Genomic DNA, 20,678 nt, shown 5'->3' on the forward strand with positions numbered 1-20,678 from the left:
GCTACTCCCCTGATCACTTCATACGTTACCGCAAACGGCCGCGGGAGGCGCCGCCGGTTCCTGATCGCCGGGCCAGCTATCCTGGCCGTTGGGCTATTTGCGCCAATAGAACGCAAATGACCGACCAGTTCTTTGACCCCCGGGAAAGTCTGCCCGATCAGCTCATCCTGTAATTGCTTCCTGGAAAAAGGGACCAGTTGAGCGGCGATCGCTTCCAGGGACGGAAATTCATTGACCCGAAAACCACAAGCCTTTAACTCTCCAAGAGATCTGGGGCCAAATGTCGAAAAAACGAACCGTCCGCCAGGAAGGAGTAATTTTAGCACATTACTGAATATCAGAGAGAGGTCCATCCATTGCAGGGCAGCGTTGGCAACGATCAGATCGTATCTTCCCTCGGTATAATTTTCCGCGTCGGCGACAACATATCTGATATTTGGGTGGCTCCTCTCCCGGGCGGCATCGATCATGCCTGGAGCAATATCTATCCCAACAACCAAAGCCAGCGGATATCGTTCGGCCAAAAGCCCGGTCAAATAACCCGTTCCACACCCCAGATCAAGGATCCTGGTGGGGGAACAATCAACCAGCATCGCCAGAAGCTGATCGGAGAGCTCTTTTTGCAAAAAAGCCTGATCGTCATATAAAGAAGCGCCGCGGGAAAAATTGGCCCGGACCATTTCTTTATTCATTGACAAACCCCGCTATCAACCGGCGCAATTCTTCCGGAGCTTCAACCTGGGGGACGTGGCCAACCCCCTTGAGCATGGCTAGTCTGCTTTCCGGAATGGTCTGATCAAAAAAATCGGCCGCCGCTGGTAGACAGATCTCATCATCGCATCCGTGAACGATCAAAGTCGGCAAACGAAGCTCGCCTGCTTCATCGCGTAAATCAATTTGGGCCAGTTCGGCCAGCTCTTTCATCGCCGAATCACGCGGCAGGTTTAGCTGGGCAACTCCCCCTCTATCCTTAAAGACCAATTCGTAAAATGGGTCCAGGCCGTGGTCCTTGATCTTTTTGGCCAACCGCTTCAAAAGCGCGGGAGGCAAACCGGAGGTATAACTTTCGTTGTTTAAAAACCTGGGAGTAGTGGAAACAAGGACCAGGCTGGCAACTTTGGCCGGGGCTAGCAGCGCGGTTTTGATCGCCAGCATCCCCCCCATTGACCAACCGACCAAACAGCATTCGGCCGGAAGCATTTCGGCCAAACGACGCGCTTCAAGGGAGAGGTCTTCAAAGCAGAGTTCCGGGGTCAAACCGGCTGCCTGCCCCTCCCAGATCCCTGGACCAATGGCAAAACCATGTAAATAAACGATTTCCATACTCTCTATGTTATAATTTTCAGGATGAATTATCAAGAAAGGATTACCGCGTGCCTGCTCTTGTTCGCCCTGGTCTTTTTCTCTCGGCCGGCGCTGGCGGAAGAGTCTTTTTCGTACAATGTCCTCCCTTACGCTTTTTACGACTCCTCGATCGGCACGATGTTTGGTTTATTTGGCGCCAGCTCCAATCTTTTCCAGCGGGGCGAATTGGTCAACGCCTACTTTAATTTCGTCGACAGCGGCGCCCGGGAGATCAACCTGGCCGGAGCTTTTCCCAGCAAGGAGCGGCGCTATGATCCGATCAAAGTCCCTCTGGCAATCGATGCCGAGCTATCAGTCGGGACAGCGGTTGATGACCGGTTTTACGGTTTGGGGATGGGGACCCCTGACAAGAATTATTCGAGCTATAACAATGACTATGCCAATCTCCGCCTTTATTTGACCAAACCGGTCACCAAAGAGCTCCGGTTGGGGGTCAAACTCCACGCCTCAAATAACTCCCTCTTCAAGATCAACAACCAGCTCAATCCGATCACCGCCGACCTAGAAAATACTTTGCGGCAGTATTATGTCGCCAGCTTTTTTTTAAAGGGCGAATCGTTTAACAACCTGCTTAACCCGACAGAGAGCTGGTCGCTCTCTTGCTCCCTCGATCTTGGAAGCAGCTCGGCTGATTTTGTCCGCTGGAAAGGAGAAGCAGCCCGAACTCTCCCCCTCCCCTACCCCGGACAAGCAATTGCCGGGCGACTCTCCTTATCGCAATTAAGCGGGAAAGCCATCCCCCTCTATGAATACGCGACTCTCGGCGGTCGGGATAACCTGCGGGGCTATCCCTGGTATCGCTTCCGGGGGTTGGGATCAAGCATGGTCAACCTGGAATATCGTTTCCCGATCTTCTGGGCGATTGGCGGGGTGCTCCTGTTTGACAGCGGACGGGTCTACGACCGGGCGGGAATGTTTGCCCTGAATTCCTGGGCGACCGATTATGGCTTTGGCGTCAGGCTCTATCTGCCGACCATGACCCTCCGGGCCGATTACAGCATCGGCAACGAAGGGGGTTTTGTCACTTTCTACTACAACCACGCGTTTTAGAAGGTGCTATAATTATTTTATGGACTATCAATCTCTGGCGAATCGCTTAATTGGCGGGGAAAAGCTGGCACCAGCGGAGGGACTGGAACTAATCTCGACCCCGGACGAGCAGACGTTTGCCCTGCTCTCTGCCGCCAACCAACTGCGTCATCATTTCAAGGGGAACAAGGTCCGGCTCTGCGCCATTGTCAACGCCAAATCGGGCCGCTGCAGCGAAAATTGTTCCTTCTGCGCCCAATCGGGACACTATCAGACCGGCGCCGAAGTCTATCCTCTCCAGCCGGCCGAGGATATCTCCGCGACCGCCAGGAAAGCGGAAAAAGAACAGCAGGCCACCTGTTTTTCGATCGTCACATCAGGACGAGGGGTCAATACCGAAAAAGATATCTACGAGATCTCCGGGGCGCTTAAAAAGATCAGCAACACGACCAGGATGAACCGCTGTGTCTCGCTCGGGATCCTTGACCGGCCAACTATCCGCCAATTGAAAGCGGCCGGGCTGAAAAAACTTCATCACAACCTTGAATCGGCAGAAAGTTATTTCTCCAATGTTTGCACCACTCACACTTTTGCCGAGCGGGTTGCCACCATCAAAAACGCCAAAGCCGAAGGAGTGGCGGTCTGCGCCGGCGGGATCTTTAACCTGGGGGAATCGCTGGAACAAAGAGTTGAATTAGCAATGACCCTGCGTGAACTTGAAGTTGATTCGGTCCCGATCAATATTCTCAATCCGGTCGCTGGAACTCCCGCCGCCGCTAAGCACCGACCAATTACTCCGCTGGAGGTCTTGCGATTGATCGCTACTTACCGTTTCATCATGCCAAACAAGGATATTGGTCTTTTTGGAGGAAGAGAAAAGTCACTGGGAACGCTGCAACCACTAATGTTCATTGCCGGGGCCAATGTTACTTTGGTGGGTAATTATTTGACCACGACCGGCCAATCGGCCGAGCAGGACCTGGCAATGATCAAGGCGCTTGGTTTAGAGATTGAGAAAACCGCGTGTTAGAATTTATCGATCAGGAGCTTGAAGCCTTGAAACAAACCGGACTTTATCGCTCCTTTAAAACAGTCACGAACTCCACCGGGCGTCTGATCGAGATCGATGGCAAAAAGCTCCTCAATTTCTGTTCCAACAACTATCTCGGCCTGGCCAATCATCCGCTGGTGATCGCGGCAGCCAACACGGCAACCAGCGAATTCGGTTTTGGGGCCGGTGCTTCGCGGCTGATCTCCGGCAACACCCTTTTGCACGAAAAACTGGAGAAAAAGCTCGCCGCTTTTAAAGGCCGGGAAGAGGCGCTGGTCTTTTCGACCGGCTACCTGGCCAACCTGGGGGTAATCTCCGCCTTAACCGGCGAAAACGATACGATCATCATCGATCGGCTCAACCACGCCAGCATTATTGACGCTTGCCGCCTTTCTAAAGCCAGGCTCCAGGTATATAAACATCGCGACTTGGCTTCTTTAGAAGCGGTCTTAAAACGATCGGCTAAGTGCCAAAAACGGCTGATCGTGACCGATTCGATCTTCAGCATGGATGGGGATCTCGCCCCACTCCCCGAGATCCTCTCCCTGGCAAAGAAATATGACGCGGTCACCATGATCGATGAGGCGCATGCGACAGGAACCATCGGGCCCAGGGGCCAGGGACTGGAAGAATATTACAATTTAAAAGGGCAGGTCGATATTATTATGGGGACTTTGTCCAAAGCGCTGGGGAGCCTGGGCGGGTTTATCGCCGGCGAGGCGAAGCTGATCGATCACTTACGAAACAAAGCCCGCAGTTTTATTTACACGACCGCCCTCCCCCCCAGCGCCTGCGCCGCCGCGCTTGCCGCATTAGAAGTGATCGAAGCGGAACCGGAAAGAAAAAAGAGGTTGCAACAAAATATTTGTTTGGCCAACACTCTTCTTGGAAACCTGCGACTAAACGTCGCGGTTTCCAAGGAACCAAGGCGTTCAGCCTCCGGTTCCTTGGAGCAGCAAAGCCCGATATTTCCAATAATCATCGGCGACAACGAGCGGACGATGCGAGTCTCGCAACAACTTTACGAGCGGGGCTTTTACGTTTCCGCTATCCGCCCGCCAACCGTCCCGGACGGAGAAGCCCGTTTGCGGATCACGCTCACCAGCGAACACACCAAGGAGGACCTAGAATGCCTGGCATCTTCATTACAGGAACTGATACCGGCGTAGGCAAGACCTACGTCACCCAATATCTGGCCGAGGAATTCCGGAAGGAAGGGCTCGACGTTGGGATCATGAAGCCGATCTCCTGCGGACCGGACAATGACGCCGTTCTCCTTAAAAAAAAGCTTAAGTTAAAGGATCCTATTCACCTAATCAACCCAATTCACCTCAAACCTCCCCTCTCACCCCTGGCCGCCTCCCGGCTGGAAAAGAAAAAGATCAACCTCAAGCCAATCTTTGCCGCCTACCGGGAACTGGCCAAACGCCGCCAAATGGTCCTGGTGGAAGGGGTTGGCGGAGTGGCGGTCCCGATCAGCACAAACTATTGCGTTATCGACCTGATCAAAGAGTTAAAACTACCGGTTATAATAGTCGCCCGGGCGGGGCTCGGGACGATCAACCACACCCTGCTGACGGTTGGCGCCTTAAAAGATCAGGAGATCGAGATCATGGGAATAATAATAAATGGCTTCCGGGGAAAAGAACTCTCCGAAAGGACAAACGCCCAGATGATCGAAGAGTTAAGCGGGGTTCCGGTGATCGGCAGGCTTAAATGGGAGAAAAACTGAATTCACAGCCGCAGTATTTTTGGCGGTAAACACCGAACTTTTTGGTTAGTACCAATCCCTTTTTATGGGCCTCGTCGGCATTTAACGGAAAAGTTCGGTATTTCAATTTATATTCCCGGGCCAGCTCTTCGCCAAACGCATTGATCGCCGAAACATCCTTGAACCGGCTAACGCTTAAAGTGGCGGCAAATTCCTGAAATCCGTTTTCGGCGGCAAATTCGGCGGTGTTAAGCAAGCGGAACTTAAAACAGAGCTGACAGCGCTCGCTATTCTCTCCGTAATTTTCCAATGGCGACCCCAAACGCTCCTTCAGATAAACCAGCCAACTATTGTGGTCATATCCCCCTTCAATGAAGTTTATTCCGTATTGAACGGCAATTCGCCTGACCTCCTCCAGCCGTTTCAGGTATTCCGCTTCCGGGTAGATGTTTGGTCCGTAAAAATATAGGGAGAACCGCTCAAGACGCCGCTTTTCAACATTGATCAAATAGTCAATGATCGGCAAAGCGCACGGGGCACAGCAGACATTGAGGAGAAGCCTATCCATATTTATATTATAACGTGGTTGGCCTAAAGATTACATCTTTAACTCTATCAACAAGATCATAGAGACCAAACATAATTCTATCCGCAACACCAAATATTTTGCCAAGCACCCTTCGCCAACGGCTCTCTTTCTTTGGCATAGACTTTTCCGCAAGATCTATCATTCTAATGATATCATCACAAGATTTTATCCTAGAGCCCAGTTCCGGGGCAAGCATCCCATGCATTAATTGACGCGTCTCTTTGGGAAGAGAATATATTCGCAATGATGGTCTTCTTTCGTTCATTACATTCCAAAGGATTCTCTCTTCACTATCACCACTGACGGCAAAGGGATGTCGGCCGAAAATCATCATAAAAAAGGTTATGCCAAGAGCAAAAATATCAGCTCTTTGGTCAATTTCAGACATCTTTGCTTTTTCTGGAGAATAATACTTAGGTGTTCCAGTATGAATCCCTATTGGATAACTGCTCGCCACCCCTAAATCAATCAATTTTAAGGCTCCATTTTCATCCATCATAATATTTTCCGGCTTAATATCATTATGGATCAATCCAATACTATGCAAGTAACCAAGCCCGCTGGTGATCTGCCTTAAATAATTCAAAGCCAATAAATGCGGCAAACCAGAGGGTTCAATCCCGCCATGCTCTTTAATAATCTTAGAAAGATCCCCCCTATCCAAATATTCCAACACGCAAAATGAAAGACCAGATGATTCTTCCCGTCCGAAATAATTAATAATTGACGAGTGCCCACCAGTCGCCATAACTTGAGAGAAATTATTAAATTCAGTATTATCGGTACAATTAATATCAAGCCCAAGCTGTAATGTATCAATTTTTAACGCGTATCGTTTTCCGGAAGGATCAAGCCCTTCCCAAACCTGTCCATAACCACCCTGACCAACTATTTTTTCAAGTGTATATTTCCCTAATGAAACACCTTTCCCCAGAGTTGGTTTCACCAAATGGTGCGCCGGTATATGCGCTTTTTTAGCCTCGGCATTTCTAACTAATGATCTTAATGATGGTAATGTGGTCATAGCTACTCCCTATATAAGTATTATCGTAATACGCAGAGAAAATATTGCATTAAATGGCAGCCTACAACAACCTGTTTTTGGCTACACTATGCCCATTTTTAGGTCAATTCAAAATCGCCACCGCCAGGTTCAAGACCGAAGCAAAGCTAACCCAGAGGATGTAGGGAACTAGCAGCCAGGCAGCTGGTCTGGAGAGCTTACCGAAGCGGATAATCGTCTCCAGGATCAACAACCAGAGGAAAACGATTACGATAAACGCCCCCCAGGGGGAATGAAGGCTAAAAAAGACGACCGACCAGGCAACATTAAGGGCGAGCTGAAGGGCAAAAGGGAGAAAGGCAAGCTTAACCTCTTTGCTTCCCCACCCTTTTTCCCAGATCAAATAGGCGGCAAGACCCATCATTAAATACAGCAGGGTCCAAACCGGCCCAAAAAGCCAATTTGGGGGATTAAAAAAAGGTTTATTAAGCGCCGCGTACCAAGTCGGGATCGATGGCATTGTATAGACCGAACCGATAAAACCGGCTCCCAGGCAAAGAGCAATCGCCATCAGCAATTTAACCGCTTTAATTAACATAGTTCTTCCTCCTTATAACCCAATTCCTAATCACCTATTCTCCCATAACTTTAACGATTGTTCGTTTCCGCCTCTGCCCGTCAAACTCGCCATAAAATATCTGCTGCCATGGACCAAAATCCAATCACAGCTTCTCCCAGCTTTCAACCTTTCCGGTTATAACTTTAAATATCGGATTTGGGACTAATCTCATTGTTCGTTTATTATACCCTGTTCCCAGGCGCCGCTTCAACTTTCGCCGCAAATGACGGCGCTCATATTCAAGCTGCCCTTTGTTTACGGTAATGACCCGGCGGATCAGTCCCGGCTCAACGATCTTTGTCCGGTCAAAAACAAAACCCCGCCCATCCGCTTCCCGCCGAATAAAAGATAAGTATGCGCCAATTGTTTTAAGGGGATCCTTCGCCGCCCGAAACCTCGTTAGCTGGGGATGGCGCTTATAGCCGGTGGTTTTTCCTTGCAAAACCTTCTGCGCCAAAAGCCCCTCCCGCCAGAGAGCGACCAGCCCTTTACCGTCGAGATATTTTGGATGGAGGCTCCACAATCGCATAGGAAAATGATATCACAGTTATCATTTAAAGAAGAAGTGAAATTTTGCCAAAAACCTGCCGATATATAGGTAGAAGCGTAAGACATACCTTTTCCGCCATAGGCGGACCCGCCCTGGGCGGGCACTTCTGTCGAGACAAATTAACCGGGAACGCCTGTTTTCCCGGTTTTTTTGTATCTTTAGGGCAGATATGAAAATAAAGTTTAATAATCCGATCGATCCTAGAGGCCGCTGTTTTGTTTTTAAGCCGGCCGCCGCGCTGCAATTCAAAGGCTCATTTGTCCTGACCAACCGCAACCTTCACGATTTTCTCGCGTTAAACCCCGATTTTTCCGGGAAATTTGTTTTTGACCTGCGGACGAAAATACTGGCCCTTGCCGCTGGAGAAGATACTCCGCACCGCAGCATCGCCCGCTCCCTAACTGAAGACATTTCCAGGAACGAAATGGTCGGAGCTTTTCTTGATCTAAACAGGTCAGCCGATGGGTTCAAAATTGAGCTTTATGGCGATTCCGGTTATTTCGGACGACCGTCAGGCAAGGAGTTAAAACTTGTGGCCGATCATCTGGCGGAATTGTTCGGATCGGCAGGAGTAGCCGGCTTATCGATTGCTCATTAGTCGGTCAACCAGGCGGGCGGGACATTGTCAGAATTATCCCCTGTTTCGCCGGGTATCACCGTTTTGATCTGTCTGGGCTGATAATATACCGTCCTTTTCACTCTTTTCGGTTTTTCCGCCAAACTGATCTTCGCCTTAAGGTCAGCGATCTCTTTTTCATGCCTCGCTTTGATGAACTTGATCTCTTCCGCTTGTTTCAGATTTAAAGCAATGACCTCTTCCTCATGCTTCGCCATGATCACTGAAATATCGGGTTTCCCGGTCGCCTCTTCTTCGATCCTGGGGATCGGCTCCCACATCCGGCCGTTGTATCGCCAGCTCTGGCCGGTCTCGGTATCGACCATCATGAAAGAACTCCCGCCCCAAAAGCCTGCCTTTTCCATAAAGATCCGGTATCGGTCCGGATTGGCGTGGGTTGCGGCAGCGGATATTAACAGCAGTAATAAGATCAGAAATACTTTTTTCATGAGCTTCCCCCCTAATAAACCTTCAGCCTGACGCTTTCTAGTTTACTTGCCTTCTTTTTTCATCGCCGCGAGAATGTCGTCGATCCCAAACCCGTATTTCTGGGGCCTGGTCGCTGCTGGCGGCGATTCCTTTCTTTCGGCAAGCGGGGCTCTGGGCCGCTCAGGTTGATTTTGTGGTCTCCTGAAGCCGGACTGTCTGGCAGGACGTTGAGGCCGATGGGACGGACTATTCCCTCTGCGAGGCTGAAAATGCCGCGAAGGAGGAGACGAGCTCCCCCGGTCAAAACCTTCGGTCATGATCTCGGGATGACGGCCAACTGGAATGCTTAGCTTCATCATCCGTTCAATACTGCGGAATTCCTTCTCCTGGTCCGGGGTCGCCAGCGAGATCGCTTTACCTTCGCTGCCGGCGCGGGCGGTCCGCCCGATCCGGTGAACATAGTTCTCGCTGTCATCTGGCAGGTCAAAATTAACCACCAGCTCGATCCCTTTTACATCAATGCCACGGGCGGCAATGTCGGTCGCGACTAAAACCCGGTACTTTCCTCTCTTGAACCCTTCCAGCGCCTCCCGGCGCTGGGCCAGAGAGCGGTCGGAATGAATATCAGCCGCGTTAATACGCCGGGACTGCAGGTCGCGGGCAACCCGGAAAGCCCCTCTTTTGGTCCGGCAAAAAACCAGGACCGTCCCCCGGTACTGTTCCAGAAGCTTGCAAAGCATCGGCAGTTTTGCTTCTTTCCTGACAATAAATACTTCCTGGGAAACTTTTTCAGCCGCTGTTCCCGGAGGAGCAACCTCGATCCGAATTGGGAGCTTCATATATTTTGACGCGACCCGGACGATCTCAACCGGCATGGTCGCGGAAAAAAGCATTGTTTGTTTCTCGCGCGGAACTGTCTTCAAAACCTGTTCGATCTGGGGGGCAAAACCCATGTCGAGCATCCGGTCAGCTTCGTCCAGGACCACGATCCTGGCGTCACCCAGGTAAACGTTCCCCTGGCTAAGATGATCGATCAAACGGCCCGGTGTCGCAATGATAATGCGCGCCTGGCGGCGAAGGGCCTGGATCTGTCTTTCCATAGAAGCGCCACCGATCAGGACCGCCGGCCTGACATTGTAAGCCTGGCAAAATAAGCGGAGACTCTCTTCAACCTGCAGAGCTAATTCACGGGTTGGGACCAGGATCAACCCTTTCCCCTGTTCTGTCGCTAGCCGTTGGATCATTGGAATACCGAATGCGAGTGTTTTACCGGTACCGGTCTGGGCGATCCCGACCAGGTCTTTTCCCTCGACCGCGACCGGAATAGCTTTGTGCTGGATCGGGGTTGGGGTAGTAAATTTAAGTTTTTCCAGAACTCCCAATGTCTTGGGAGCCAGGCCAAGCCCGTAAAACGTCAGATTTTCGTTGTTCATACGACTATTATAGCTCTTTTATCAATGATAATCAAACTGAACACCTTGGTGATTTTCGATTCAACAGTTTCAAACCCTCAAACCAGGTCAAACTGGCTACTCCACCCAAAAAAGCAATTATCAGGTCGTTCACAGATAATATCTCAAAATGGAACAGATCTCTAAAGAAAGGAAAATAAATAGCCGAAAAAAGAGCAAGCAGTGTTCCAAAAACCACCAGCCAAAGAGCGAGATTCTTCTTCCTGACGATATAAGTAATGTTCTGTGTCCAGGAAAGATTGGTCAGGATCAACATTAAATTGGCAAAAACCATGGTCGCAAAGGTCAGCGTCCGGGCTTCAGCCGCGCTTTTTCCCAGGAGAAGAGCCAGCAGAAAAATGATCATAACAACGGCTAATACGCTTAACCCCTGAAGAAGACTAATGGCTAAAGCATTCCGGTCAAAAAGCCGGTCTGATAATGAGCGAGGGGGACGCGTCATGAGCCCCTCTTCTTCAGGTTCCGCTTCAAAAACAGTCGAACAGGCGGGATCGATGATCAATTCTAAGAAAGCAATGTGAGCTGGCAAAAGAACGATCGGCAGCTGGAAAAGGACCGGCAGGAGCGACATTCCCGCGATGGGAACATGGACGGCAAAAATATAGGCGATCGCTTTTTTCAGGTTCTCATAGATCCGCCTCCCCAGCCTGACCGCTGTCACGATCGAAGAAAAATCATCGTTAAGCAGGACCAGGTCGGCCGATTCGCGGGCGACATCGGTCCCCCGCTCCCCCATCGCCACTCCAATATGTGCCGATTTCAAAGCAGGGGCATCGTTAACCCCGTCGCCGGTCATCGCGACCACTTCATTATTCGCTTTGAGAGCGCTGACAATGTTATATTTCTGTTCAGGGACTACCCTGGCAAAAATATTAATTTCGCGGATCCTTTCCTGCAGTTCAAGCTGCGCCATTTTCTGAAGTTCCAATCCTGTAATCGCCTGGCCGGGATTCTTCAGGCCGATCTGTCTGGCAATAAATTTTGCGGTCCCAGGATAATCGCCGGTGATCATGATAACCCGCATCCCGGCCGCGTAACATTCTTTAATCGCCGCCGGTACTGTTTCCCTTATTGGATCGGCAAAACCGATCAACCCGATAAATTGGAAGGCAAAGTCATGCTGCCCTTCGGGAAGGGCGGTTTTCTGGAACGATGCTTTTGCCACGCCCAACAAGCGCAGCCCTTTCTCGGCCAAAGCCGCGACATCTCCGGCCAGGGTTTCTTTCTGGTCGGCCGAAAAGTGACAAAGATCAGCGATCGCTTCCGGCGCCCCTTTGGCGGCGATCACAAAACTTTGCTGATCGGGAGACTCCCAAACGTGCGATAAAGCCATCAGCTCTTTGGAAAGAGGATATTCCCTGATCAGTTTCCAGCGATGATGAATATGCTCGGTATTGGTCAGCCAGAGTTCGCCTCGCGCTTTGATCTCTTTTTCGATCGGATCAAAAGGGTCAGCTTGGCTCGCCAACAAAGAAAACTCCATTAAGTCGTGAAATCTTTCATCCAGCTGTTTAAGCCCCTTGGTTTCACGGTGCTCCCCGTTGCAATAAAGTGAGCTCAAGGTCATTTTGTTATCGGTCAGCGTACCGGTCTTGTCGACGCAAAGAACGGTAGCCGCACCCAGGGTCTCAATAGCCGGCATCTGGCGGGTTAGGATCTGCCTTTTGGAAAGCCGCCAGGCCCCAAGGGTTAAAAAGATCACCAGGACAACCGAAAACTCTTCGGGGAGCATCGCCATGCTCAAAGTAAGCCCGGCTAAAAATCCGTTGATCCAGTTCCCCCGGGTCAAGCCATAGACGACAACAACGACCGCGCACAGAAAAAGTCCTACCAGAGCAAACATTCTAATGATCCTTGATGTCTCGTTCTGCAGAAGGGTAGATTCTTCTTTGATCGACTCTAAGGTTTTTCCTATTTTGCCGATCTCCGTTTTTACTCCGGTCGCAAACACCTCCCCCAACCCATGACCCTGAACGATCATTGTGCCTGAATAAACAAAGGGGAGCCCCTCTCCACCGGCTTGTTTCGGCCCGCTTTTCCCGTCCCACTCGCTTTTACCAACCGAAAGCGACTCCCCGGTCAGCAGGGACTCGTCAAGCATTAAATTACTATTGAAAATGACATTTGCATCGGCCGGTACCCGGTCTCCCTCGTGCAAGACAATGATATCTCCCCTAACCACTTCCCGACCATGGATCCTTTTTCGAACTCCGCCGCGAATGACCAGCGCTCTCGGAGAAGATAAATTTCGGAGCGCTTCTAAGGCATGTTCGGTCTTTCGCTCCTGATACAAAGTAATGCCGATAACAACCAGCACAAAGGTCATCAGCATCAGGGCATCCTTAAATTCGCCAAGAAGAAAATAGATGGCACCGGCGGCCAGAAGGAGCGTCAGCATCGGTTCGCGAATGACGTTCCAGAGGGATTGCAAAAATCTGCGCTGTTTTTGGGAGGGGAGTTCGTTATAACCTTCGATCTTCAGCTTTTTTGCTGCTTCTTTTTCTGAAAGGCCTTTAATATTCTGCAGCAGTGCTTCTTTCATTCAGGTAATGATATCAAATTAACCGCTCCCGCTCAAACAAGAAGGGTCCCAACTTAACGTCGGGACCCTTCTCCTGCAATTAAAACAATTATTTAGGCTAAAATCCGATCACAGATCTCTTTATCAAGGTCCATGACGTAAGGAATGCCGGTCACCTGTGTACATTCTTGGGTCAAGGAAACAAGATCATCGCGGGTCAGGTAAGAGAGAGCAAATTTCCTCTCCCCAGCCATGAACTGGCGGAGCCCGGTTGCTAAACGATCAACGTAAGAGTACATCGCAACCGCTCCCAACGGAATCTTCTTAAAGTCCTTGCCATAGATCCCCTTAAGCTCTTCATATTTCACAAAGATCTCTTCGGCACTCTTCCCGTACTTGGAAACAGTATTGGGAAGTTTCCCTTCTTTAATCCACTGTTCAATGTTTTTACCAACCATCCCCGGGATCATTGTCGCCCGGCCCATGCAGACCGCTTTAACATATGGCGCTCCCATGGCTATTGCTTTGAAAATATGATCCTCCAGCGAAAAGCCACCCGCGATCGCCAGGTCAGGGACAAACTTCCCCTTGGCCCGAAGCTTCTCACACATGTCATAAGCCATCGATTGGAGATAGATCGTCGGGATCCCCCATTCGCACATCATCCGCCAAGGGCTCATCCCGGTTCCTCCGCTAGCTCCGTCAATGGTGAGCAGGTCGATCTGATGATCGGAAGAGAACTTGATCGCCCGGGCCAGATCAGCCGGCCGATAAGCGCCTGTCTTCAGGGTGACATATTTCGCCCCCGCCTTCCGCAAGCGGGAAACTTCGCCGGCAAAACCTTCTTCCGACACCATCCCGAGGCGGGAATGGCGCTCGAACTCTTTGATCGCCCCTTCTTCGTAGGCTTCTTCGATCGCCTTATTCTCTGGATCAGGGGCAACAATATAGCCGCGGGATTTGAGCTGAAGAGCTCTCTCTATCGTTGGCAATTTGACCTCACCGCCAATGTCCTTGGCCCCTTGCCCCCATTTCATTTCGATAACTTCCGCGCCGAGCTTTTCGATGGCATACTCCGGCACGCCCAGCCGACCGTCTTCAACGTTGTACTGGACCAGGATATTGCCGTAATCGCCTTTCCATTCTTGATAAAGCTTGACCCGTCGCTCCAGCTCCGGTGAATTGATGATCCGGCCATTCTTGATCTCAGCTTTCGGGTCCATACCACAGACGTTCTCGCCAACCACGATCATGATCCCGGAGATCGCCGCGCCAATGGCAAAGCCTTCCCAGTTAACCCGGGCGATATCGGTCGAACCAAGCGCGCCGGTAAAGACCGGAACTTTCATTTTGATCTTTGGTTTGCCCGGGGCGCCAACTTCCGACTCAACATTCACGTTGGGGAATTTAGCGACATCAGGGTCCGGCGCTACGCCAACCGCCCCAACTGCCGTGCCCATAATGTTTAAATGAGAATAGTCAACCGGATAGTCTTTGGTCGATCCGGAAGTGGTCTTGCCATACGGTTGGGGATAGATCACTTCGCGGCCGCGCATGGAAGAGCGAAATACTTCGCAGTTGCCGGCACATCCGTCGAGACAAACTGAACAAAGGCCTGAACATGGAGCGACTTCCTGGATCCGGTTCTTGGAGTCGGTCGCGGTTGAACCATTGGGACGCATTAAATTACCCATTAAGATACTCTCCTTTAATAAAAAACATTAACCTTCTTGAGGACTTCTTCGTCTTGGCCGCACGTCATTGTGCGAGGCAAAAATGAGGTTTCGCAGTGATTACTTTACTAAAAAGGCGGCCAAATGTCAAACTTTTTGAAAACTCTCAGCCAGGATGATCGCTTCAGCCACTTCTCTCATGGGCTTTCGGTTGTCCATGCTCTGTTTCTGGATCATTCTGAACGCCTCGCTTCCGCAAGCGCCGATATTTTTCATCAATATATCTTTTGCCCGCTCCACAATTTTCCTGGTTTCCAGTTCTTCGTAAATAACCTTGGTCTCAACCATCAGTTCTGTATTTTCTATGGCGACTGCCGCCTGGTTGGCGACGGTTTGCAGTAAACTGACCTCTTCCTTGCTAAAACGATGGGGTTGAGAAGTGTAGCAATTGATCACCCCTTTGACCTTCCCTTTCAAAGAGATGGGGACAGAAAGAAGCGAACATAACTTTTCTTTTTTAGCGAGTTCTCGATTGATATATCTTGGGTCTTTACGTACATCCTGGGCCTGAATCGGGGTGTTTTCTAGGGCCGCTAAACCGGCAACTCCTTCCCCTATTTTTAAATTTGGCTTCCGTTTATACGCCGGACTGATCGACTGGGTCGCTTTGACCGTTAGCTCATTGTCTTTGTTTAACAGCATCAGAGAACAGATCTTGGAATGCATCACCGAAGCGGTAACAGTCACGATCAACCCTAAGATATCTTCAAGGTAAATATCTGAAGTAATCGCCCGGCTGATCTCGAGCAATCCATTAATATGCCTGGCGGTTTTATTGGGGGCCATTTACAGCGCTTCCAGGTATTTGTCCAACTCCCATGGCGTTATTTGCATCCGGTAATCGTCAAATTCCGCCAGTTTGGCTTCGACAAACCTCTCAAAAGTATGTTTGCCTAGCGCTTCCTGGAGCACTTTATCGGCTTTTAATTCTTCGACCGCTCTTTTCAGCGAGAATGGAAGCATCCCGACATTGAGTTCAACCAGACGGGATGGAGCCAATTCATACACATCTTCCTCAACCGGCCCCGGCGGCGTCTGCTTCCCTTTAATCCCATCTAAACCGGCTTTAAGCATCACGGCAAAAGCAAGATATGGATTGCACGAAGGGTCTGGACAACGGAGCTCCAGCCTGGTCGACTGCTCGCGGCCTGGGGAATAACGAGGAATCCTGATCAGGGCGGAGCGGTTGATCTGCGCCCAGCAGATATAGACCGGCGCTTCGTAGCCGGAAACCAGCCTCTTGTATGAATTTATCGTCGGCGCGACTATTGCCGCCAGCGAACGGGCATGTTTAAGCTGTCCCGCCATGTATTGATAGGCAAGCTTACTTAATTTGTATTTATCATTGGGGTCAAAAAACGCGTTCTTTCCTTCTTTATCAAACAGCGATTGATGGACATGCATTCCCGACCCAGCCTGATTATAAAGAGGTTTTGGCATGAAAGAGGCATACAGGTCATGCCGGTTGGCAATCGCCTTGATCGCGTATTTTAGGGTGATCGTGTTATCTGCCGAAGAAAGGGCATCGGAATAGCGGACATCGATCTCGTGCTGTCCGGGGCCAACCTCGTGATGGGACATTTCGGAAACCATTCCCATCCCTTCCAGGGCAAAGATAATGTCCTGCCGGACATCCGAAGCCATATCTCTGGGCGAATAGTCAAAGTAGCCGCCAATATCGTGGGGAACGGTCGTTATCTTGCTGTTCTCTTTTTTCAGGAGGTAGAATTCGACTTCCGGACCGGTATAGAATTTGTACCCAAGCTCTTCGGCTTCAGCAATCGCTTTCCGCAGAATATAGCGGGGATCACCTTCAAACGGTTTCCCCTCCGGAGTAAAAATGTCACAAATAAATCTGGCACACTTGCGCCCTTCTACCGTCCAGGGAATAACCTGATAAGTGTTGGGGTCGGGTTTAAGAAACATATCTGATTCACAGATCCGGGCAAAACCAAGAATAGAGCTGCCATCAAACCAGAGCCCTTTATCAAGCACATCGGAAACCCGATTAAGCGGAATAGCTACCGACTTGATCGCTCCCATGATATCGGTAAATTGAAGATAAACAAACTTAATTTTATCTGATTGAGCCTTTGCCAAGACATCTTTAGCCGCCACGTCTAAAGTCACAAAAAACCCTCCTAATATAAATTGCTAATGTATTAATGTATTATAGTAAATGATTAGTTATTATGCAACTTGAGCAAGCTCACGCCATACTGCACAATGAATAGACTGGTGAAGGTTAATTACTTTTTAAGCGGTAAAACAGGTTTTTTCTTGATTATGACAGGTGCTTTAATTGGTTTTTTAACGTTCTGTTTAATGACCGGCTTCGGGACAACCGGCGGCTGGGGAAGAGGTGTTTTCACCACTGGCTTTGGCTTTACCACATTAACCGGTGGATCTTCGCCAATATAACCGATTGAGAAATAATGGGTAGACATCTCGCTTAGGCCGGCAAAGGTCCGGTAAGCATAATCAAAAGTAAACCCTTTGACCTTTGTACCTACCCCTAACGAATAATCAATGTTCTCCGGCTTTTGGTCAAAACCGCCGCGTAAAAATATCTGCTTATAAGGATTCCATTCTGCCCCTAAATGCAACAAAAAGCCCCGGGTTGTGTAAGACAGGTCAGCAATAGTCAACAATTTTCTGTCCGGCAGTTTGAAGGCAACTCCGCCTGTAATCGTCATGGGGAGTTCATCCGCGCGAATGTTATTCCCCGGAATAATATTTTTAATAGCAATAGAACCGGTCAAACGCTCATTGATCGGAATAATTGTTCCCAGATCCAGGTCAAACCCGCCTCCACCCGCTCCTTCAAAACTGGCCGCGCCACTAAAACCCTGGTTAACAAACTTCAGGCTGGCGCCAACTTTGGCGTTTCGATCGGTCAAAAATTTGATATTGTTAATAAACCTGACCTCTTTTGCTTCATTGGCATAACCGATCAAAAGTGAGCCGCTGCCATAATTCGCTTCGTTGCCGGTGATCTCCGGAACCCCATTGACCAGGGTCGCTTCTCTGATCCCGCTGACCGAGGCGTTAATATAACCGATACCAAACACCCCATATTGTGTCCGGTAAGCGCCGCCAAGCATCAGGTATGGGACCTCACCCATAACGTTGCCGCTCATACTGGTCAAGCTGTATTTTTTTACATTGGAAATTCCGGCGGGATTTTGAAAAAGCGAGCCGCTTTCATCCGACGGATTAAAGGTATTACCTGTTCCAAGCGGCTTGGACCCGGCACCGATCTCAGTCAGGTCAACAATCTGGGAAGCAAAAGCAGGGGAAAACATCTGTAAACAATAAACTGCAAGCATTAAACAAGAAATAACAAACAATCTTTTTGTCATTTGACGATCCCCATCTTCCCGCCGCCGATCACTTTACCGGACTGGACGATTTTATATAAATAAACGCCATCTCCTAAAATTTGTCCCCATTTGTTTTTTCCATCGAAATCAATATTGTTTTCCCCGGTACTCCCGCCAATCGCTCCGGCCGCGTAACTGTTCTGCCAAACGACCGTCCCGGCTAAATCAACAATATAAATACTGGTCGCTGCGGCAGAATCAAGCCAGTACCAGATCTTAGCGGCTGTTCCGCTATTCGGATTATATGGATTTGGTCCAAAGCGGACCACGTTGCTTGAGAGCGCTCCAATTGGCGCAAAGATAGTGAAATGAGTCGTGGTAAAGGTAATTGATGTGTCTGTGTAAGAAACAACCGTTATCCCGTCCCGGCTCCAGCCGCTGCCGTTCCAATAGTAGACCCGCGGATCGGCCAGCGGCCCGTCGATCGGCATGGTCACTGTCACCGGCAGGGTAAAACTGGTGATCGATGAAACAATGTCATACACTTTGCCGCCAATCATATACCCGACCGGCGGGTTCCCCGGACTGGCGACTTCAGTCACCGTGATCGTCGGATCGGTCGTAGCCGCCCCGGCTGGAATAGTAATTGTCATCCCGGGAATGCCGAGGTCGGAGCTGGAGTATTCTTTGGTTGAAGTCTTGACCAGCACTTCCATGGACGCGCTAAATTGGGAAGTGTCCCCCAATTGTCCGGTCTGGGTCGCCGTCAAATAGTCCCCGGAAAGCAAACCGCTGTAGGTTATCGTACCGTTAAACGCGCCGGAAGAGTCGGCCGATAAAGCGCCAAGATAGGTTATACCTTCGTCGCCATAGGCCTTAAATAATTCGACCGTCGCGTTCGGCGAAGCGGACCCGGTCACCTTTAGGGCGCCGGTAGTCTGATTATATTCATTTGTTAAAACTTCCGGCGATGGGATACCAAGATTTGAGTCAAGATATAATTTTATCCCCTCTCCATAATTTTCAAAAATTGAATTTTGGGAGATGGTTTCATGGGTCGTGTTTGAATCTTTTATCTGGATGCCATTCGGATAGGCGCTATTACCATTATAAGCGATACTATTTTTATAATAGTAATTGTCATGACTGCCGGTCAGACTATAAACACCAAAATGCTCGTTTTTTACGTTGGTTTGCCCATCGCTCCCAAGCCCGATGTAGTTCGACATAATATAATTATGGTCCGACGAGACCACCGCTATCCCCGACATCTGGTTGCCGGAGATAACGTTCCTGCTGCCGGCTGTCCCATCGCCTATATAATTATGGTGAGTGCCGTTATATAGCCCTACTCCATGAACGGAATTGCCGATTGAACTTAGCCCATCCGGGCTTAGGCCGATATAATTTCCTAAAACTTCGTTGCTTGACGATCCATACAGGTAAACACCGTGATTACTATTACCGGAAATCACGTTGCGGCCGCTAACCGTTCCATTGCCGATTTTATTTCTAACGGCAGTCCCGCTGATCTGCACTCCATAATTATTGGCGATTTTCGCCGTCCCGGCGGCGTTCAAGCCGATATAATTCCCAAGGACCTCATTACTATTAGAATTTGAAATATAAATCCCTAAATTATTCCCGGAAATAATATTCCTGTCCCCAGAATCAGCACCGCCAATGATATTGCCAAAAGCGCCGCTTGAAAGATAGATGCCGTAATACCCGTTACCAAGAAGGCCCGAGCCGGAAGCGTTTACGCCGATATAATTCCCCTTAACTTCATTGGTCGAGGCATCGGAATAAATATAAACACCATATCCGTTGCCGGAAATAACATTGCGGCCGCCAACCGTCCCATCCCCCACATAGTTGCCAGAAACGCTATAAATGATAACGCCATTTTGAGCGCCGCTAAGATCAATTGCTCCGGTCCGATCTGTCCCAATATAATTTCCTAACACTCTATTGTTCGTGTTCCCAATGCTGCCATATAAGTAAACACCGCCAAAATAATTCCCAGAGATCACGTTGCGGCCGGCAGAGGTCCCATCGCCAATATAATTATTATTGCTGTTATTGACGATATAAACACCATAATTACTCGTCAAGGGCGCGGTCGCGTCCCCACTGGCCGATAAGCCGACATAACATCCCTTAATAACATTTCCATCGGCATCATTAATAATAATTAATGACCCACCACGGCCGCCTATGGGACCGCATTTATTGACCGCAAGCCCATGAATAACGTTGTTATCCCCCTTGACATAAAAAACATTAGTAGAAGCCTCCACGCTCGCTCTGACCTCTACCTGCGGGCCCTGGCTGTTTGAGGCTTCGCGGGTTTGGGTAGATCCATCGATCGTTAAATTATTGACCGTGATATCCGGCAAGCCTGACCGGAGAACAATCCTGTACCACCAGTTGCTTCCCGCTTCGGTTGTCACCAGTCCAGGACCGGCTTCACCTGTTGAATATCCGGCATTGGCCAGGGTAATATCAAAGGCTATGGTATCGCCGGCTCCCGCTTCGGTGATCGCCTGGCGGAGGGAGCCGACACCGGAATCGGCGCAATTGGTGACAGTCCGGGTGGCGGCCAATCCCGAAGAAGAGAAAAAAACCATAAATAGCACAGCGTAAAATATATTTCGCCAGTTCATT

The 20,678-nt window shown here is 49.7% G+C and carries 19 protein-coding genes and 1 pseudogene; 5 read left to right on the top strand and 15 right to left on the bottom strand.

Annotation, left to right across the window (positions count from 1 at the left end):
• Nucleotides 1–692 (bottom strand): methyltransferase domain-containing protein (locus KKF06_01750; GenBank protein ID MBU1616491.1); only part of this gene is annotated, 692 nt, incomplete at its 3' end.
• Nucleotides 685–1,323: an alpha/beta hydrolase gene (locus tag KKF06_01755; protein ID MBU1616492.1), complete on the bottom strand. Its 639-nt coding sequence runs from the start codon at nucleotides 1,321–1,323 to the stop codon at nucleotides 685–687. The genes KKF06_01755 and KKF06_01750, both read right to left, overlap by 8 nt.
• A 24-nt stretch (nucleotides 1,324–1,347) precedes the next feature.
• Between KKF06_01755 and KKF06_01760 the strand changes: the two genes are divergently transcribed.
• From KKF06_01760 to bioD, 4 genes are read left to right on the top strand one after another with little or no spacing between them, the layout of a single operon-like run.
• Entirely contained in the window at nucleotides 1,348–2,415 is a 1,068-nt protein-coding gene (locus KKF06_01760) for an outer membrane protein assembly factor (GenBank protein ID MBU1616493.1), read from the top strand.
• Nucleotides 2,416–2,434: 19 nt separating this feature from the next.
• Entirely contained in the window at nucleotides 2,435–3,424 is a 990-nt protein-coding gene (gene bioB, locus KKF06_01765) for a biotin synthase BioB (GenBank protein ID MBU1616494.1), read from the top strand.
• A complete protein-coding gene (gene bioF / locus KKF06_01770) occupies nucleotides 3,418–4,614 on the top strand; it encodes an 8-amino-7-oxononanoate synthase (protein ID MBU1616495.1) in 1,197 nt (398 codons plus the stop codon). Before bioB ends, bioF begins: the two co-directional genes overlap by 7 nt.
• The gene (gene bioD, locus KKF06_01775) at nucleotides 4,575–5,177 is read left to right on the top strand and encodes a dethiobiotin synthase (protein MBU1616496.1); all 603 of its coding nucleotides are present in this window, start codon (nucleotides 4,575–4,577) and stop codon (nucleotides 5,175–5,177) included. The genes bioF and bioD overlap by 40 nt, the downstream gene beginning before the upstream one ends.
• Here bioD and KKF06_01780 read toward each other — a convergent pair.
• The 5 genes and pseudogenes from KKF06_01780 to KKF06_01800 form a co-directional block, all read right to left on the bottom strand.
• Complete coding sequence (locus KKF06_01780) at nucleotides 5,158–5,724, bottom strand: epoxyqueuosine reductase QueH (GenBank protein MBU1616497.1); 567 nt, start codon at nucleotides 5,722–5,724, stop codon at nucleotides 5,158–5,160. The genes bioD and KKF06_01780 overlap by 20 nt on opposite strands.
• A gap of 7 nt (nucleotides 5,725–5,731) precedes the next feature.
• Nucleotides 5,732–6,769 carry a serine/threonine protein kinase gene (locus KKF06_01785; protein ID MBU1616498.1) on the bottom strand — a complete coding sequence of 346 codons (1,038 nt, stop codon included), beginning with the start codon at nucleotides 6,767–6,769 and terminating at the stop codon, nucleotides 5,732–5,734.
• Between the two features lie 103 nt (nucleotides 6,770–6,872).
• A complete protein-coding gene (locus KKF06_01790; GenBank protein ID MBU1616499.1) occupies nucleotides 6,873–7,346 on the bottom strand; it encodes a tryptophan-rich sensory protein in 474 nt (157 codons plus the stop codon).
• A gap of 34 nt (nucleotides 7,347–7,380) precedes the next feature.
• Nucleotides 7,381–7,470, bottom strand: a pseudogene (locus KKF06_01795) (YjbQ family protein).
• Complete coding sequence (locus KKF06_01800; protein MBU1616500.1) at nucleotides 7,471–7,896, bottom strand: pyrimidine dimer DNA glycosylase/endonuclease V; 426 nt, start codon at nucleotides 7,894–7,896, stop codon at nucleotides 7,471–7,473.
• A gap of 190 nt (nucleotides 7,897–8,086) precedes the next feature.
• Here KKF06_01800 and KKF06_01805 point away from each other — a divergent pair, with 190 nt between their 5' ends.
• Complete coding sequence (locus KKF06_01805) at nucleotides 8,087–8,515, top strand: hypothetical protein (GenBank protein MBU1616501.1); 429 nt, start codon at nucleotides 8,087–8,089, stop codon at nucleotides 8,513–8,515.
• Here KKF06_01805 and KKF06_01810 read toward each other — a convergent pair.
• The 8 genes from KKF06_01810 to KKF06_01845 form a co-directional block, all read right to left on the bottom strand.
• Nucleotides 8,512–8,982, bottom strand: a complete 471-nt coding sequence (locus KKF06_01810; GenBank protein MBU1616502.1) for a hypothetical protein — start codon at nucleotides 8,980–8,982, stop codon at nucleotides 8,512–8,514. The two genes, KKF06_01805 and KKF06_01810, sit on opposite strands and share 4 nt — an antisense overlap.
• Before the next feature lie 42 nt (nucleotides 8,983–9,024).
• Complete coding sequence (locus KKF06_01815; GenBank protein ID MBU1616503.1) at nucleotides 9,025–10,395, bottom strand: DEAD/DEAH box helicase; 1,371 nt, start codon at nucleotides 10,393–10,395, stop codon at nucleotides 9,025–9,027.
• Between the two features lie 31 nt (nucleotides 10,396–10,426).
• Nucleotides 10,427–12,976, bottom strand: coding sequence for a cation-translocating P-type ATPase (locus KKF06_01820; protein MBU1616504.1), 2,550 nt, complete (start codon nucleotides 12,974–12,976; stop codon nucleotides 10,427–10,429).
• A gap of 92 nt (nucleotides 12,977–13,068) precedes the next feature.
• On the bottom strand, nucleotides 13,069–14,649 hold the full coding sequence (locus tag KKF06_01825; protein MBU1616505.1) for an FMN-binding glutamate synthase family protein: 1,581 nt from the start codon (nucleotides 14,647–14,649) through the stop codon (nucleotides 13,069–13,071).
• 126 nt (nucleotides 14,650–14,775) lie between these two features.
• Nucleotides 14,776–15,474 carry a GAF domain-containing protein gene (locus KKF06_01830; protein MBU1616506.1) on the bottom strand — a complete coding sequence of 233 codons (699 nt, stop codon included), beginning with the start codon at nucleotides 15,472–15,474 and terminating at the stop codon, nucleotides 14,776–14,778.
• Nucleotides 15,475–16,806, bottom strand: coding sequence for a type I glutamate--ammonia ligase (gene glnA, locus KKF06_01835; GenBank protein MBU1616507.1), 1,332 nt, complete (start codon nucleotides 16,804–16,806; stop codon nucleotides 15,475–15,477).
• A 131-nt stretch (nucleotides 16,807–16,937) separates the two neighbouring features.
• A complete protein-coding gene (locus KKF06_01840) occupies nucleotides 16,938–18,050 on the bottom strand; it encodes a hypothetical protein (protein ID MBU1616508.1) in 1,113 nt (370 codons plus the stop codon).
• A complete protein-coding gene (locus KKF06_01845; protein MBU1616509.1) occupies nucleotides 18,047–20,677 on the bottom strand; it encodes a hypothetical protein in 2,631 nt (876 codons plus the stop codon). The genes KKF06_01840 and KKF06_01845 overlap by 4 nt, the downstream gene beginning before the upstream one ends.
• Nucleotide 20,678: the final 1 nt, after the last annotated feature.

It is taken from the genome of Candidatus Margulisiibacteriota bacterium (assembly GCA_018822365.1).
GTDB lineage: Bacteria > Margulisbacteria > WOR-1 > O2-12-FULL-45-9 > XYB2-FULL-48-7 > XYB2-FULL-45-9.

Coding starts and splice junctions, on each gene's coding strand:
- KKF06_01755 (MBU1616492.1), bottom strand. CDS start 1,323: ATGGAAATCGTTTATTTACATGGTTTTGCCATTGGTCCAGGGATCTGG.
- KKF06_01760 (MBU1616493.1), top strand. CDS start 1,348: ATGAATTATCAAGAAAGGATTACCGCGTGCCTGCTCTTGTTCGCCCTG.
- bioB (MBU1616494.1), top strand. CDS start 2,435: ATGGACTATCAATCTCTGGCGAATCGCTTAATTGGCGGGGAAAAGCTG.
- bioD (MBU1616496.1), top strand. CDS start 4,575: ATGCCTGGCATCTTCATTACAGGAACTGATACCGGCGTAGGCAAGACC.
- KKF06_01780 (MBU1616497.1), bottom strand. CDS start 5,724: ATGGATAGGCTTCTCCTCAATGTCTGCTGTGCCCCGTGCGCTTTGCCG.
- KKF06_01785 (MBU1616498.1), bottom strand. CDS start 6,769: ATGACCACATTACCATCATTAAGATCATTAGTTAGAAATGCCGAGGCT.
- KKF06_01790 (MBU1616499.1), bottom strand. CDS start 7,346: ATGTTAATTAAAGCGGTTAAATTGCTGATGGCGATTGCTCTTTGCCTG.
- KKF06_01800 (MBU1616500.1), bottom strand. CDS start 7,896: ATGCGATTGTGGAGCCTCCATCCAAAATATCTCGACGGTAAAGGGCTG.
- KKF06_01805 (MBU1616501.1), top strand. CDS start 8,087: ATGAAAATAAAGTTTAATAATCCGATCGATCCTAGAGGCCGCTGTTTT.
- KKF06_01810 (MBU1616502.1), bottom strand. CDS start 8,982: ATGAAAAAAGTATTTCTGATCTTATTACTGCTGTTAATATCCGCTGCC.
- KKF06_01815 (MBU1616503.1), bottom strand. CDS start 10,395: ATGAACAACGAAAATCTGACGTTTTACGGGCTTGGCCTGGCTCCCAAG.
- KKF06_01820 (MBU1616504.1), bottom strand. CDS start 12,976: ATGAAAGAAGCACTGCTGCAGAATATTAAAGGCCTTTCAGAAAAAGAA.
- KKF06_01825 (MBU1616505.1), bottom strand. CDS start 14,649: ATGGGTAATTTAATGCGTCCCAATGGTTCAACCGCGACCGACTCCAAG.
- KKF06_01830 (MBU1616506.1), bottom strand. CDS start 15,474: ATGGCCCCCAATAAAACCGCCAGGCATATTAATGGATTGCTCGAGATC.
- KKF06_01840 (MBU1616508.1), bottom strand. CDS start 18,050: ATGACAAAAAGATTGTTTGTTATTTCTTGTTTAATGCTTGCAGTTTAT.
- KKF06_01845 (MBU1616509.1), bottom strand. CDS start 20,677: ATGAACTGGCGAAATATATTTTACGCTGTGCTATTTATGGTTTTTTTC.